At 66.8% G+C, this 15,711-nt stretch carries 12 protein-coding genes; all 12 read left to right on the top strand.

Features of this window, described 5'->3' with window-relative positions; genetic code table 11:
* Positions 1–8 precede the first annotated feature (8 nt).
* The 12 genes from NX780_RS00860 to ahpF all read left to right on the top strand — a co-directional run bounded on the left by NX780_RS00860 (position 9) and on the right by ahpF (position 15,578).
* The gene (locus NX780_RS00860) at positions 9–890 is read left to right on the top strand and encodes an alpha/beta hydrolase family protein (protein ID WP_258825976.1); all 882 of its coding nucleotides are present in this window, start codon (positions 9–11) and stop codon (positions 888–890) included.
* A complete protein-coding gene (locus tag NX780_RS00855; RefSeq protein WP_258825975.1) occupies positions 877–1,317 on the top strand; it encodes a MarR family winged helix-turn-helix transcriptional regulator in 441 nt (146 codons plus the stop codon). The genes NX780_RS00860 and NX780_RS00855 overlap by 14 nt, the downstream gene beginning before the upstream one ends.
* 91 nt (positions 1,318–1,408) lie before the next feature.
* Entirely contained in the window at positions 1,409–1,945 is a 537-nt protein-coding gene (locus NX780_RS00850; protein ID WP_258825974.1) for a pyridoxamine 5'-phosphate oxidase family protein, read from the top strand.
* Positions 1,946–1,963: 18 nt separating this feature from the next.
* The gene (locus tag NX780_RS00845) at positions 1,964–3,205 is read left to right on the top strand and encodes a glycosyltransferase (RefSeq protein ID WP_258825973.1); all 1,242 of its coding nucleotides are present in this window, start codon (positions 1,964–1,966) and stop codon (positions 3,203–3,205) included.
* 81 nt (positions 3,206–3,286) lie between these two features.
* Complete coding sequence (locus tag NX780_RS00840; RefSeq protein ID WP_258825972.1) at positions 3,287–4,018, top strand: PEP-CTERM sorting domain-containing protein; 732 nt, start codon at positions 3,287–3,289, stop codon at positions 4,016–4,018.
* Positions 4,019–4,072: 54 nt separating this feature from the next.
* The gene (gene uvrA / locus NX780_RS00835; protein WP_258825971.1) at positions 4,073–6,625 is read left to right on the top strand and encodes an excinuclease ABC subunit UvrA; all 2,553 of its coding nucleotides are present in this window, start codon (positions 4,073–4,075) and stop codon (positions 6,623–6,625) included.
* 134 nt (positions 6,626–6,759) lie between these two features.
* Entirely contained in the window at positions 6,760–10,254 is a 3,495-nt protein-coding gene (locus NX780_RS00830) for a response regulator (RefSeq protein ID WP_258825970.1), read from the top strand.
* 50 nt (positions 10,255–10,304) lie between these two features.
* Positions 10,305–11,096: a CheR family methyltransferase gene (locus NX780_RS00825; RefSeq protein WP_258826383.1), complete on the top strand. Its 792-nt coding sequence runs from the start codon at positions 10,305–10,307 to the stop codon at positions 11,094–11,096.
* Complete coding sequence (locus NX780_RS00820) at positions 11,093–11,710, top strand: chemotaxis protein CheB (RefSeq protein ID WP_258825969.1); 618 nt, start codon at positions 11,093–11,095, stop codon at positions 11,708–11,710. Before NX780_RS00825 ends, NX780_RS00820 begins: the two co-directional genes overlap by 4 nt.
* Positions 11,707–12,921 carry a hybrid sensor histidine kinase/response regulator gene (locus NX780_RS00815; protein WP_258825968.1) on the top strand — a complete coding sequence of 405 codons (1,215 nt, stop codon included), beginning with the start codon at positions 11,707–11,709 and terminating at the stop codon, positions 12,919–12,921. The genes NX780_RS00820 and NX780_RS00815 overlap by 4 nt, the downstream gene beginning before the upstream one ends.
* Positions 12,922–13,307: 386 nt before the next feature.
* Entirely contained in the window at positions 13,308–13,871 is a 564-nt protein-coding gene (gene ahpC, locus NX780_RS00810) for an alkyl hydroperoxide reductase subunit C (protein WP_258825967.1), read from the top strand.
* Positions 13,872–13,994: 123 nt separating this feature from the next.
* Positions 13,995–15,578, top strand: a complete 1,584-nt coding sequence (ahpF, locus tag NX780_RS00805; RefSeq protein ID WP_258825966.1) for an alkyl hydroperoxide reductase subunit F — start codon at positions 13,995–13,997, stop codon at positions 15,576–15,578.
* Positions 15,579–15,711 lie beyond the last annotated feature (133 nt).

Raw genomic sequence — 15,711 nt, 5'->3', positions numbered from 1 at the left:
TCCGCGCCATGGAACCCGAAACCCTCTCGATCTGCGCCCCCGACGGCACGCCGCTCGGCGCCAGCTGCTGGACGGTGCCCGATGCCCGCGCCACCGTCATCCTGCATCCCGCCACGGCCGTGACCCAGGCCTATTACGCGGCCTTCGCCGGCTACCTGGCGGGGCGGGGCTTCAACGTCCTCACCTACGACTACCGGGGCACCGGCCGCTCGCGCCCGCGCAGCCTGCGCGGCTATCACGCCACCATGCGCGAATGGGTCGACGAGGACGTCGGCGCCGTCACGCGCTGGGCCGCGGCCTGCTTTCCGAACCTGCAGCTGCTGGCGGTCGGCCACAGCGTGGGCGGCCATGCGATCGGCCTGTCGAGCGAGACGGCGCGCCTGCGTGCGGCCGTGCTGGTGGCCTCGCACGCGGGCGTCAGCGCCCTGGTGCGCGGCTTCGGCGAGCGGCTGCGGGTGCGCTTCGTGCTGCGCGTGCTGGCGCCGGTCCTGTGCGCACTGTTCGGCTACATGCCGGGCCGCCGCATCGGTCTCGGCGAAGACCTGCCGCGCGGCGTGATGCTGCAATGGGCGGGATGGACGGCGATGCCGCGCTACTTCTTCGACGACCCGGCAGTCGATGCGGCGCGGCGCATGGCGAGGGTCGACATTCCGCTACTGGTCCTGGGTTTCGAAGACGACCCCTGGGCCAACCGCCAGGCCGTCGACATCCTGCTGTCGCACCTGCCGAATGCAAGCATCGAGCGCCGCAACATCCATCCCCGCGAGGCCGGGGTACCGGCGGTCGGGCATATGGGATTCTTCCGCCGCCGCTGCGAGGCGGTGCTGTGGAAGTCGGTCGGTGACTGGCTGCTGGCCAGGGTAGAGGAGCCGGCACATGCCGCCGGTTAAGCACCGTTTCGTCCAGCTGCTGAACCGCGCCCAGCGCGCCACCCAGCGCTGGATCGAGGGGCGTCCGGAAGCCTGGGAAGGCATCAGCGCGGCCCAGGTCGGCCTGCTGTTCGTCCTGAGGTCGCGTGGCGACGCGGCCATCGGCGAGATCGCCCAGGACCTCGGCGTGGCGCCTGCCGCCGTGACCAATCTCTCCAAGCGCATGCAGGCTGCCGGCCTGGTCGAGCGTGTCGCCGACGCAAGCGATGCGCGCCTGACCCGGCTGCGGATGACCCCGACCGGCCTCGGCGCGGCCGAGCTGTCGCGCAGCGCGCTGGCGGACCTGAACAGCCGCCTGGCGGCCGGCTTCACGAAGGAGGAGTTGCAGACGGTGGCGCGCTGGCTGGCCCAGGCCACAGCGCTTGAGGACGAGCTGCCGCGCGATTGACCCGCATCTGTGGACGGGCAGCGTACGCACGCCCACAGACCGGCTGCCGGATCGCAGCTAGAGTCGGCAATCATTGCCAACCGGAGCCACCATGGATTCGATCAACCGTAACCAGCCCGAAGCCAACCGGCGCGACCTGAGCGGCCCTGATGCCGCAGAACGCCTGCGCGACATGGCGCAGGATGCCGACTCCTGCTTTTTCGTCACCCAGGGTGGCCTGAGCGACAACCGCGGCGTGCGCCCGATGAGCGTGCGCGAGGCGGACGAGCGTGGGCATCTGTGGTTCCTGAGCGCCAGCGACAGCCACAAGAACGCCGAGATCGAGGCCAATCCGGCCGTCAAACTCTACTTCCAGAAGAACGCCCACGCGGGCTTCCTCGAAGTCGAGGGCCACGCCGAGATCGTGCAAGACCGCCAGCGCATCAAGGACCTGTGGAACTTCATGCTGAAGACCTGGTTCACCGAAGGCGAGGACGACCCGCGCATCACGGCGATCCGCGTCACCCCGCGCCGCGGCTACTACTGGGACAACAAGCATGGGGACGCGGTGGCGGGCGCCAAGGTGGTGGTCGGCGCCGTGATCGGCAAGACCCTCGACGATTCGATCGAGGGCAGGCTGACCTTCTAGCTCTTGAGCACTAGAAGCGTGCCGCACTTCCTCGTCGTCACCATCGGCTCGGCCGGCGACCTGTTCCCCTTCATGCGGGTGGCGCTGGCGCTCAAGGGCGCGGGGCACCGGGTCACCATGCTCGGCCCCGAGCAGCACCGGCCCTTCGTCGCGCCGACCGGCCTGGCCTTCCAGGGCCTGCCGGCCGACGAAGCGGTGCTCGACCATCCGGACCTGTGGCACCCGACGCGCGGCCTGGCCGTAGTATGGCGCGCCACGCGGCCGGCGATGGCGCAGATCCCGGCCTTCGTCGCCTCGCTGCCGCCGGCCGAGCGCCTGGTGCTGCTGGCCCATCCCCTGGCCCTGCCCGAAGCGGACCTGTGCCGCGCGCGCCGGCCGGGCCTGAAGGTGGCCGCGGCCTACCTGGCGCCGTCGAACCTGCCCACCGTGCACGATCCGCTGCTGCTCGGGCCCTACCCGGTGCCGCGCTGGGTGCCGCTGAGTGCGCGGCGCTGGCTGCTGCGGCGCTTGACGGCCGTCCTGATCGACCCGGTGGCGCTGCCGGACGTGAACACCGCGCGCGCGGCCCACGGCCTGGCGCCGGTCTCCAGCCTGGTCGACCACATCATGGCGGTGCCGGACCTCTCGATCACCCTGTTCCCCGACTGGTTCGCGCCCACCCAGCCGGACTGGCCACAGCCCCTGGCGCGCATCGGCTTTCCGCTCTACGACCCGTCGCCGGATGCCGGGCTGTCCCCGGAGGTGGCGCGTTTCCTGGAAGCGGGCGCGCCGCCGGTGGTGTTCACGCCGGGCACCGGCAACCGGCAGGCGACGTACTACTTCCGCTGCGCGCTCGACGCATCGGCGCGGCTCGGCCTGCGCGCCATCCTGCTCACGCCGCACCGCGAGCAGCTCCCCGGCCACTTGCCGACGCCCGCGCTGTGGCAGGACTATGTGCCGCTGCGCGCGCTGCTGCCGCACGTCGCCGCCCTGGTGCACCACGGCGGCATCGGCACCACGGCCGAAGCCCTGCGCGCAGGGACGCGCCAGCTCGTCGTGCCGCTGGCGCACGACCAGTTCGACAACGCGGCGCGGGTGAGGGCGCTCGGCGTCGGCGACAGCCTGCATGCATCCGGCCTGACCGCCGGGCGGCTGCGCCGGCAGCTGGGGCGCCTGATGGGCGACGCCGCCATGCTTGAAGATTGCCGCAGGGTGGCGGCGATGACGGCGCCGGCCGAGCTGGGGCCTTTGTTCTCGCAGTTGACGCAACTTGCCGCGTGACGAAAAAGCGACGCGTCCGGCAGGTGTGCGCCGTGTAGGAGCGCCTGGTGCTAGCTTGTTGTGATCGAAGGGGAGGGGCCCATGAAAGCTTGCCTGGCTTCACTGACTATCGCCGCGAGCCTGTGCGCCGTGCCTGCCGCCGCCCAGGAATCCATCACCTTCTCGAGCTGGGGCCAACTGATGGTCGTCGACGACGGTCTCGGCCTGTTCGGCCCGGCGGGAATGTCCCATGAAGGACTGGGCTTTTCGTCATCGATCACGATCGACACCGCCGGCCTGCTCGGGACCGTCTCTCCCGGCTATGCCTGGTTCCGTCCCGGTGGCGATAGCGTCGGCCATGTCTTCGGTGTCCTGAACCTGCACAGCCAAACCTTTTACTGGGGCTTCGACGGCGATGTCGAGGCCGGCCTGAACCGGGAATTCAACAGCGCATTCGTCTTCGCAGGCGGCGTGGATACCACCACCGGCCTGGAGGTATACGCGCGTGCGGTGATCGAACCGGAAAGTGGCTCCGAGCAGTTCGTGGTGGCGGACGACTACCGCGAGGCCATCGACTTTTATGACGTGCGCAACCGGCGCGACGAGATGGGTTCCTGGCTCCCTCCGCTCTACCTGTCGCTGAGCGGCACCCTTCCTTGTGCCACGTGCCCCGGTGGAACGATTTCGGGCTCGACCCTGCTGGTGGCCGATGAGCCCGCCTATGCGCGCTGGGAGGTCAACCCGGTGCCGGAGCCCGCCCATTGGATGATGTTCGCAGGCGGCCTGGCCCTGCTGGCGGCCCGGCGCTCGCGACTGTGGGTGAGCGCACGGTAAATTTCCCGCAGATGAGGTGAAATACGGCATCGAGTCCAGGATGCCGGGGGCAGCATGCGCAAGAAACAGATGGAGGGGGCAGGCCAGCGGGCCGACCTGTCGGGCTACGTGCGGGTGCGCGGCGCCCGCGAACACAACCTCAAGGACGTCGACGTCGACATTCCGCGCGGCGCCCTGGTCGTGTTCACCGGGGTGTCCGGCTCGGGAAAATCCTCGCTGGCCTTCGGCACCCTGTATGCGGAAGCCCAGCGACGCTACCTGGAATCGGTCTCGCCCTATGCGCGCCGCCTGTTCCACCAGATGCCGGTGCCGGAAGTCGACGAGGTCGACGGCCTGCCGCCCGCCGTGGCCCTGCAGCAGCAGCGCGGCTCGCCGACGGCGCGTTCCTCGGTGGGCAGCGTGTCCACCTTGTCGAATTCCCTGCGCATGCTGTACTCGCGCGCCGGCGACTATCCGCCCGGCCAGGAGCTGCTCTACGCCGAATCGTTCTCGCCGAACACGCCGGAAGGCGCCTGCCCGCAATGCTCGGGCCTGGGCCGGGTCTACGAGGTGACGGAGCAGTCGATGGTGCCCGACGATTCGCTCACCATCCGCGAGCGGGCGGTGGCGGCCTGGCCGCCGGCCTGGCACGGCCAGAATTTGCGCGACATCCTGGTCACCATGGGTTATGACGTCGACACCCCGTGGCGCGACCTTCCGAAGAAGGACCGCGACTGGATCCTGTTCACCGACGAGACCCCGACCGTGCCGGTCTACGCGGGCTTGAGCCCGAAGGAAACGAAGGCGGCGCTCAGGCGCAAGGAAACGCCGAGCTACCAGGGCACCTTCACCGGCGCGCGCCGCTATGTGCTGCAGACCTTCGCGAACACGGAAAGCGCCTCGATGAAGAAGCGCGTGGCGCGCTACATGGTCAGCACCGAATGCCCGCTGTGCCGCGGCAAGCGCCTGCGCCAGGAGGCCTTGTCCGTCACCTTCGCCGGCATCGACATCATGGAACTGTCGCGCATGCCGCTGGCGCGCCTGGCCGACCTGTTGAAACCCTATGCGGCCGGCGAGGCCAGGGTCGACAAGGCGCGCGCGAAGGAACATCCGGAACAGATGATCGTCACCCAGCGCATCGCCCAGGACCTGTGCGCGCGCCTGAGCGTGCTGCTCGACCTGGGCCTCGGCTACCTGGCGCTGGAGCGCAGCACGCCGACCCTGTCGCCGGGCGAGCTGCAGCGCCTGCGCCTGGCGACCCAGGTGCGCTCCAACCTGTTCGGCGTGGTCTACGTGCTCGACGAACCCTCGGCCGGACTGCACCCGGCCGATACCGAGGCCCTCCTTGGCGCGCTGGCCCAGCTGAAGAGCGCCGGCAATTCCCTGTTCGTGGTCGAGCACGCACTGGACGTGATCCGGCGCGCGGACTGGATCGTCGACGTCGGCCCGCGCGCGGGCGAGCAGGGCGGGCAGGTGCTGTACAGCGGCGTGCCCGATGGCCTGAAGAAGGTCGAGGCCTCGCAGACGCGGCGCTACCTGTTCAACGAGGCGCCCCTGGCCCGGCGCACGCCGCGCGAGCCCACCGGCTGGCTGCGCCTGGAGGGCGTGCGCCGCAACAACCTCGACGGCATCGACGCCGCCTTCCCGCTCGGCGTATTGAGCGCGGTGACCGGCGTATCCGGTTCCGGCAAATCGAGCCTGGTCAGCCAGGTGCTGGTCGAACTGGTCGGGGCGGCGCTCGGCCAGGCGGCGCCGGAAGCCGAGGCAGCCGAGACGGAAGAGCCGGGCCTGGAACAGGAAGCGGCCCTGCCGCTCGAAGGCAGGATCGTGGCCGGGATGGAAGGAGTGCGGCGCATGGTGCGGGTCGACCAGAAGCCGATCGGCCGCACCCCGCGTTCGAACCTGGCCACCTATACGGGCCTGTTCGACCAGGTACGCAAGCTGTTCGCGGCCACGCCGGATGCGAAAAAGCGCCGCTATGACGCCGGCCGCTTCTCCTTCAATGTGGCCAAGGGCCGCTGCGAGCACTGCGCGGGGGAAGGCTTCGTGATGGTCGAGCTGCTGTTCCTGCCCAGCGTGTACGCGCCATGCCCGACCTGCGAGGGCGCGCGCTACAACGCCAAGACGCTGGAAGTGCGCTACCGCGGCAAGAACATCGCCGAGGTGCTCGGCATGACGGTGGGCGAGGCAATCCGCTTCTTCGAGGGCGAGCCCCTGGTCGAGCGTTCGCTCGAGGTGCTGGCGGAGGTGGGCCTGGACTACCTGCGCCTGGGCCAGCCGGCCACGGAACTCTCGGGCGGCGAGGCCCAGCGCATCAAGCTGGCGTCCGAACTGCAACGCGCCGGACGCGGCAACACGCTCTATGTATTGGACGAGCCGACCACCGGCCTGCACCCGGTAGATGCCGACCGCCTGATGCTGCAGCTGAACCGCCTGGTCGACGCCGGCAATACGGTGATCGTGGTCGAGCACACGATGCGGGTCGTGGCCGGCTGCGACTGGGTGATCGACGTCGGACCGGGCGCCGGGGACGAGGGCGGGAAGCTGATTTGCGCGGGGCCGCCGGCGGAAGTTGCCCGTTGCAAGGCCAGCCGGACGGCGCCTTACCTGGCCGCGCACCTGCCCTGAACCAGTATTACATTTGTCTCAATTAAATTTCTGTGCTTACAATGATTGTGTAGAAACAGACATTCAATCGTGTGGGGTGAAAGCAGGCTGATGCGTTACACTTAGGATATTTTTTTCCTAACTTTTCGTCACGCATGGCCGGCCCCACCATCGATAATTCACAGTTTCGCCGCATCCTGACCCGCAACGTCGCCCTGCCTCTGGGCATGAGCGTGGTGACGGCGATCGTCTTCGTCGGCCTGATCGCCTACCTGATCAATGTCCTGAACTGGGTCGAGCACTCCGAGCGGGTCATCGGCAATGCCCAGGAGGTCAGCAAGCTGTCCGCCGAGATGGAAACCGGCATGCGCGGCTACCTGATCGCCGACGACGAGGCCTTCCTGACGCCGTACAATCTGGCCCGCCAACGGATGGAGGATGGCTTGCGCAACCTCGCCTCCATGGTCGAGGACAATCCGGTGCAGGTCGAGCGCGTGCGGCGCATCCAGTCGGCCGAGACCCAGTGGGAGCAGTTCGCCGGCAGCATGATCGCCCTGCGCCGCGCCGACGGCGATTTCGTCGGGCCGGTGCGTTCCGGCGGCGGCAAGAGCCTGACCGACGAGATCCGCCGCAACTTCGAACTGTTCCTGGACGCCGAGCGCCGCATCCTGCAGGAGCGTAACGAACAGGCGCGCCGCGTCACCACCTGGTCGGTGGTCAGCTTCCTGCTTCTCAGCCTCGCGGTCGGCATCGGCCTGGCCCTGTTCGGCCGCCGCCAGCTGATCTCGCTCTCGACTTCCTACCAGGAGACGCTCGAGCACGAGGCCGAGCACAACGCCCAGCTGCGCCACCAGGACTGGCTGCGCTCCGGCCAGGCCGAACTGGCGGTCGCGAGCGCCGGCATCCATTCGCTCGAGCCGCTGGCCGATGCGGTGCTGGGCCACGTGACGCGCTACCTCGACGGCGTGGTGGCCGCCATGTACGTGAACGGCGAAGACGGCGTGCTGCGCCGCATCGGCGCCTACGGCTTCGCCTACGACAGCAGCGACGACAAGCAGGTGATCCAGCCGGGCGATTCGCTGGCAACCCGCGCGGTGCGCGAAAACCGCCTGCTGGTGCTGCACGACCTGCCGCCCGGCTACATCAAGGTGAGCTCGAGCCTGGGCGAGACCGCGCCGCGCGAGCTCCTGATCGCGCCGGTGCACAACCATGGCAAGATCAAGGGCGTGATCGAGATCGGCTTCCTGCATCCGGTCACGGATCGTGACCGCGAATTCATGGACCTGATCGCGCCGGCAGTGGGCGCCTCGATGGCCGCGGTGCTGTACCGCCTGCGCCTGCAGCATGCGCTGGAAGAGACGCAGACGCTGAACGAGGAACTGCAGGTGCAGCAGGAAGAGCTGCGCACCGCCAACGAGGAACTCGAAGAGCAGTCGCGCGCGCTGGAAGAGTCGCAGTCGGCGCTGGAGAACCAGCAGTCCGAGCTGCGCGCCACCAATGACCAGCTGGCCGAGCAGGCGCTCAACCTCGACATGAAGAATGCGGCCCTGACCAACGCCCAGGAACAGCTGCGCCAGCGCGCGCTGGAGCTGGAGCGCGCCAGCCGCTACAAGTCCGAGTTCCTGGCCAATATGTCGCACGAGCTGCGCACGCCGCTCAACAGCTCGCTGATCCTGGCCAAGCTGCTGGCTGACAACGCCAATGGCAACCTGAACGAAGAACAGGTGCGCTTCGCCCAGACCATCTACTCGGCCGGCAACGACCTGCTGCACCTCATCAACGACATCCTCGACATCTCGAAGGTCGAGGCGGGCAAGCTCGAGCTGGTGCCGGAAGAGGTGCCGCTGCGCCGCATGGTGGAGGGCATGGCCCGCACCTTCGAGCCGCTGGCGCGCCAGAAGCTGCTCGACTTCAGCGTGACGGTCGATCCGAACGTGCCGATGGCGATCACCACCGACCGCCAGCGCGTCGAACAGATCCTCAAGAACCTGCTGTCGAACGCGGTGAAGTTCACCGACAAGGGCGCGGTCAGCATGACGGTGTCGCTGACGCCGGAAGGCTGGGTGCAGTTCGGCGTGCGCGACTCCGGCATCGGCATCGCTCCCGAGCAGCAGGACAAGATCTTCGACGCCTTCCACCAGGCCGACGGCACCACCAGCCGCCGCTTCGGCGGCACGGGCCTGGGCCTGTCGATCTCGCGCGACCTGACCAACCTGCTGGGCGGCTCCCTGAGCGTGGCCAGCACGCCGGGCGAGGGCAGCCTGTTCACCCTCAGCCTGCCGCGCAACGGCGCGGTGGCGGCGACGCCGCCCGCCGCCCCTGCCATGCCGGCAGCCCAGCCGGCATGGCAGGGGCTGCCCGCGGCGCCCGCGCCAGGCGTCGCGGCGCCGGCTGCGGCAGCGGCAGCGGCCGACGTCGAGCCGCCGGCCGTGTTCCCGGATGACCGCGATGTGTCCGCCGATGGCGCGCGTACCGTGCTGGTGATCGAGGACGAACCCGAATTCGCGCGCATCCTCTTCGATTTGGCCCACGAGATGGATTACCGCTGCCTGGTGGCGCTGAGCGCCGGCGAGGGCCTGGCCCTGGCCGCCAGCCAGAAGCCGGACGCGGTGCTGCTCGACATCCGCCTGCCGGACAGCTCGGGTCTCTCGGTGCTGCAGCAGCTGAAGGACAACCCGGCCACCCGCCACATCCCGGTGCACATCGTCTCGAGCATGGAGAACGGCGGCGAGGCCCTGCACCTGGGCGCGATCGGCTATGCCCTCAAACCCACCTCGCGCGAACAGCTGGAAGAGGTGTTCCGCAAGCTGCAGGAAAAGTCGAGCCAGAAGATCAAGCGCGTGCTGCTGGTCGAGGACGACGAGCGCCAGCGCGAGAGCGTGGTGCAGCTGATCACGGACGCCGACGTCGAGATCCGCGCGGTCGGCACGGGCGGCGAGGCGCTCGAGCTGCTGCATGCCGAGATCTTCGACTGCATGATCATCGACCTGAAACTGCCCGACATGCAGGGCGGCGAGCTGCTCGAGCGCATGTCGCAGGAAGAGCTGTGCTCGTTCCCGCCGGTGATCGTCTACACGGGCCGCAACCTGACCCGCGACGAAGAGGCCGAGCTGCTCAAGTATTCACGCTCGATCATCATCAAGGGCGCCCGTTCGCCGGAGCGCCTGCTGGACGAGGTCACGCTGTTCCTGCACAAGGTCGAGAGCGAACTCTCGTCCGAGCGCCAGACCATGTTGAAGGCCGTGCGCGGACGCGACCGCGTGTTCGAAGGGCGTACCATCCTGCTGGTGGACGACGACGTGCGCAACGTCTTCGCCCTGACCAGCGCCCTGGAAGCGCGCGGCGCCAGGGTCGAAGTGGGCAGGAACGGTTTCGAAGCAATCGCGAAGCTCGACGAAGTACCGAATGTCGACCTGGTGCTGATGGACGTGATGATGCCGGGCATGGATGGCCTGGAGGCGATGCGCCGCATCCGCGCCGACGGCCGCTTCGACCGCCTGCCGATGATCGCCATCACGGCCAAGGCCATGAAGGACGACCAGGAGCAGTGCCTGGCGGCCGGCGCCAATGATTACCTGGCCAAGCCGATCGACCTCTCGCGCCTGTACTCGCTGCTGCGGGTGTGGATGCCGACCCTGGAGCGGATTTGAACCTGCCACCATTGACCCACCCGCCGGACGACTTCGACATCGAGCTGAAAATGCTCGTCGAAGCCGTCTACCTGAAGTACAACTACGACTTCAGGGACTACACGGGCGCCTCGCAGAAACGCCGCATCCTGGTCGCGATGCGCGAGATGGAGTGCGAAACCGTGTCGAGCCTGCAGGCCAAGGTCATGCACGAGCCGGATGGCTTCGCCCAGCTGCTGCAGTACCTGACGATTCCCGTCACCGAGATGTTCCGCGACCCGGAATACTGGCTGGCGGTGCGCGAGCAGGTGGTGCCTTTTCTTAAAACCTACCCGTCCCTGAAGATCTGGGTGGCGGGCTGCAGCACCGGCGAGGAAGTCTATTCGCTCGCCATCCTGCTGCAGGAAGAGGGCCTGCTCGAGCGCGCCATCATCTACGCCACCGACATCAATCCGGAATCGCTGGAGGCGGCGCGGCGCGGGGTGTTCAAGCTCGATGCCATGCGCCTCTACACCGAGAACTACCAGAAGGCGGGCGGCAAGCGCGCCTTTTCCGACTACTACACGGCAGCCTATGACGGGGCGCTGTTCGACCGGACCCTGGTCGAGAACGTGACCTTCGCCGACCACAGCCTGGCCACCGACAGCGTGTTCTCGGAGACCCATTTCGTGAGCTGCCGCAATGTGCTGATCTATTTCAACCGCAAGCTGCAGGACCGCGTGCTGGGCCTGTTCCACGAGTCGCTGTGCTACCGCGGCTTCCTGGGCCTGGGCAGCAAGGAGAGCATCGATTTCTCCAGCTATGCCAACCGCTTCGACGTGCTGGCGCGGCGCGAGCGCATCTTCCGCAAGGGCGCCGCATGAGCGCCAGCGCCGTCCTGCCGGAAGAAGCAAGGGAATTGCTGGCCGGCCGCCGCATCGAGCTGGTCGTGATCGGCGGCTCGGCGGGCGGCGTCGACGCGCTGATTGGACTGCTGCCGGTGCTGCCGTCCACCTTCCGTTCGAGCGTCGTGTGCATCCTGCACGTGCCGCCCGACCGCGACAGCCGCCTGGCCGAGCTGTTCGAGCTGCGCGCCGCGCTGCCGGTGCGCGAGGCGCGCGACAAGGAATCCATTGAGCCAGGCGTGATCTATTTTGCCGGTTCCGGCTATCATCTGTCGGTCGAGCGCGACCGCACCTTCTCGCTCAGCTGCGAGCCGCCGGTGCAGTTCGCGCGTCCGGCCATCGATGTATTGATGGAGTCAAGCGCGGACGCCTACGGCCCGGCCATGGCGGCCATCCTGCTGACCGGCGCCAATTACGACGGCGCCGACGGCATGTGCCGCGTGCGCGAGCGCGGCGGGCTGACGATCGTGCAAGACCCGGACGAGGCCCAGGCCAGCGCCATGCCGGGCGAGGCGATCCGCCGCTGCGCCCCGCACCTCGTCCTGCCGCTGTCCGGTATCCGGGCACTGCTTCCCCTGTTGGAGACACCATGAGCGTCCAAGATCCAAGTAAACTTCTCATCGTCGACGACCTGCCGGAAAACCTGCGCGCCCTCGACGCCCTGATCCGCGGCGAAGAGCGCCTGGTGTTCCAGGCCTCCGGCGGGGAAGAAGCGCTGGCGCTGATGCTGGAACACGAGTTCGCCCTGGCCATCCTCGACGTCCAGATGCCGGGCATGGACGGCTTCGAGCTGGCGGAGCTGATGCGCGGTACCGAGCGCACCCGCAACATCCCGATCGTCTTCGTCTCGGCCGCCGGCCGCGAGCTGAATTACGCCTTCAAGGGCTACGAGACCGGCGCCGTCGACTTCTTGTACAAGCCGCTGGATCCGGACGCGGTGCGCAGCAAGGTCAACGTCTTCGTCACGCTCGACCAGCAGCGCCGCCAGATGCAGCGCCAGATGGCCGCGCTGGAACGCAGCCGCCAGGAGCAGGAAACCCTGCTGCGCGAACTGAACCAGACGCAGGGCGAGCTGCAGCGGTCCCTGCGCATGCGCGACGAGTTCATGTCGCTGGTGGCCCACGAGCTGCGCACCCCGCTCAATACCCTGTTCCTGGAAACGCAGATGCGCAGCCTGCAGCTCAAGCGCGGCACCCTGGCATCGATCCAGCCGGAGCAGTTCGACGCCATGATCAAGCGCGACGAGCGCCAGATCAAGGCCATGATCCGCCTGATCGACGACATGCTGGACGTCTCGCGCATGAGGAGCGGGCAGCTCTCGATCCGCCCGGCCCAGGTCGAGCTCATGACCCTGCTGGAGCGCGTGGTGAGCGACCTGTCGCTGCAGGCCACCGCCACCGGCTGCAAGCTCTCGTTGCAGGAGCATCCGCCCGTGCAGGGCTGCTGGGACGAGTTCCGCATCGAGCAGGTGGTGGTCAACCTGCTGACCAATGCGCTGCGCTATGGCGGCGGCCAGCCGGTCGAGGTCAGCGTGCAGTACGCCGACAATATGGTGCGCATCCACGTGCGCGACGAAGGCAAGGGCATCGCGCCCCAAGACCTGGAGCGCATCTTCGAGCCCTACGAACGTGGCGCCCGCAATGGCGAGCCGAAAGGGCTCGGACTGGGCCTGTACATCTCGCGCCAGCTGGCCGTCTCCCACGGCGGCGAGCTGCGCGTGACGAGCAAGCCGGGGGAGGGTTCGACCTTTACCCTGAGCTTGCCGACCTGCGAGCAGACCGTTCCCGCGGCCACGACCGCTTGAATTCGTAGGGTGGCCGGCTCTGCCGACCGCGCGTTCAGGCAGCGTAAAAACGGACGATACGCGTCAATTCACCGTGTAGTTGAACGCGCGGTCGGCGAAGCCGACCACCCTACAATAGCTGCTGGGTCATGTCCCGCGCGCCAAAGAAATCTATCAATTTCCCCCGTACGATTGCCTCGTGGCTTGCATGCGGCTGTCGTTTCGTCCACACTTCACGGATCGCGCCGGCTCGCCGGCCCGGTTTTCCTTCGCAAGAGGGGGAAGCAATACTTGTTCGATAGCCAAAATCAATCGACTGTATCGTTTTAATCAATTTCACAAAAGACGTTGGCCTCGGTACACTGACGTCTATCAAATCTTTAACCACCCCGAAAACAGGAGATTACATGTCCCTCATCAACACCCAGATCAAGCCGTTCAAAGCAACCGCATACGCCAACGGCAAGTTCATCGATCTGACGGAAGAGAACTTCAAGGGCACCTGGTCGGTTCTGATGTTCTACCCGGCCGACTTCACCTTCGTCTGCCCGACCGAACTGGAAGACCTGGCTGCTTTCCAGCCTGAATTCGCGAAAATGGGCGTGAACGTCTACGGCGTGTCGACCGACAGCCACTTCGCCCACAAGGCATGGCACGACACCTCGGACGCCATCAAGAAAGTGAACTACCCGCTGATCGGCGACCCGACCGGCACCCTGTCGCGCAACTTCGAAGTCATGATCGAAGAAGAAGGCATGGCACTGCGCGGCACCTTCGTGATCAATCCGGAAGGCCAGATCAAGATCATGGAAGTGCACGACAACGGCATCGGCCGCGACGCATCGGAACTGATGCGCAAGGTCAAGGCTGCCCAGTACGTCGCATCGCACCCGGGCGAAGTGTGCCCGGCCAAGTGGACCGAAGGCGCTGAAACCCTGACCCCGTCGCTGGACCTGGTCGGCAAGATCTAAATAGCAGTTCAGTAGTACCTGTCCCGGGCCGCCGTGGCGGCCCGGTTCATTTCAGGAGCCACTTTCTGGTTCCAGGCACTGTCATACCCTTTTAAGAACAACGTCATAGTCAAGGAAAACATCATGCTGGACGCAACCCTCAAGAAGCAGTTGCAAGCCTATCTGGAAAAAGTGGTGCAGCCGATTGAGCTCGTTGCATCGCTGGATGATTCGCCGAAAGCGCGCGAAATGGATGAACTGCTCCGCGAAATCGCCGCGTTGAGCGACAAGATCACCGTGCGCAACGACGGCAACAATGCCCGCAAGCCCTCCTTCTCGATCAAGCGCGTGGGTACCGATATCGGCGTGGATTTCGCCGGCATCCCGCTCGGCCACGAATTCAGCTCGCTGGTGCTGGCCCTGCTGCAGGTGGGCGGCCACCCGATCAAGCTCGACGAAGCCGTCATCGAGCAGATCAAGAACCTGGAAGGCGACTACGTCTTCGAAACCTTCATCTCGCTGTCCTGCCATAACTGCCCGGAAGTGGTACAGGCGCTGAACTCGATGTCGGTCATCAACCCGCGCATCAAGGTCGTCGCCATCGACGGCGGCGTGTTCAAGAGCGAAGTCGAAGCGCGCCAGATCATGGCGGTACCGATGATGTTCCTGAACGGCCAGCACTTCGGCCAGGGCCGCACCAGCGTGGAAGAAATCCTGTCGAAGATCGACACCGGCGCCGGCGCCCGCAAGGCCGCTGAACTGAACAAGAAAGACCCCTTCGACGTGCTGATCGTCGGCGGCGGCCCTGCCGGCGCGGCCGCGGCGATCTACGCCGCCCGCAAAGGCATCCGTACCGGCGTGCTGTCGGACCGCTTCGGCGGCCAGGTGCTGGACACCCTCGCCATCGAGAATTTCGTCTCGATGAAGGAAACCGACGGCCCGAAATTCGCCGTCGCCCTGGAAGAGCACGTCAAGCACTACGACGTCGACATCATGAATACCCAGCGCGCAAGCAAGCTGGTCGAAGGCAAGCTGATCGAGGTGCACACCGAGACCGGCGCCGTGCTGAAATCGAAGTCGGTGATCATTGCCACCGGCGCCCGCTGGCGCGAGATCAATGTGCCGGGCGAGCGCGAGTACCGCAACCATGGCGTGGCTTACTGCCCGCACTGCGACGGCCCGCTGTTCAAGGGCAAGCGCGTGGCCGTGATCGGCGGCGGCAACTCGGGCGTCGAGGCGGCGATCGACCTGGCGGGCATCGTCAAGGAAGTGACCCTGATCGAGTTCGGCGCGGAACTGCGTGCCGATGCGGTCCTGCAGCGCAAGCTCTATTCGCTGAAGAACGTCACCGTGATCAAGTCGGCGCAAACGACCGAGATCCACGGCGACGGCAAGATCGTCAACGGCCTGTCCTACAAGGACCGCAATAGCGGCGAGCTGAAGAAGATCGACCTGGAAGGCGTGTTCGTGCAGATCGGCCTGGTGCCGAACGCCGAGTGGCTCAAGGGCACGATGGACCTGTCGGCGCACGGCGAGATCGAAGTCGACGCCAAGGGCCAGACCTCGATCCCCGGCGTGTTCGCCGCGGGCGACGTCACCACGGTGCCGTTCAAGCAGATCGTCATCGCGGTGGGCGAGGGCGCCAAGGCCTCGCTGGCGGCATTCGACTACCTGATGCGCCAGCCGGTGGAAGAGGAAGCGCTGACGGCTGAAGCCAAGGCAGCGTAAATCTGCGAGCGGGCCGCAAGGCCTGCTCCTCGCCTGACGTAAAAAACGCCATCTTCACGCGAAGATGGCGTTTTGTTTTTGTATCTTCGGCGAAGATGCGCCTTACACGGCTGCGCTAGCGTGCGCGCCCGAT

This window comes from Massilia agri, assembly GCF_024753255.1.
Lineage (GTDB): Bacteria > Pseudomonadota > Gammaproteobacteria > Burkholderiales > Burkholderiaceae_D > Telluria > Telluria agri.
This window is presented reverse-complemented; position numbering and strand designations above follow the sequence as displayed.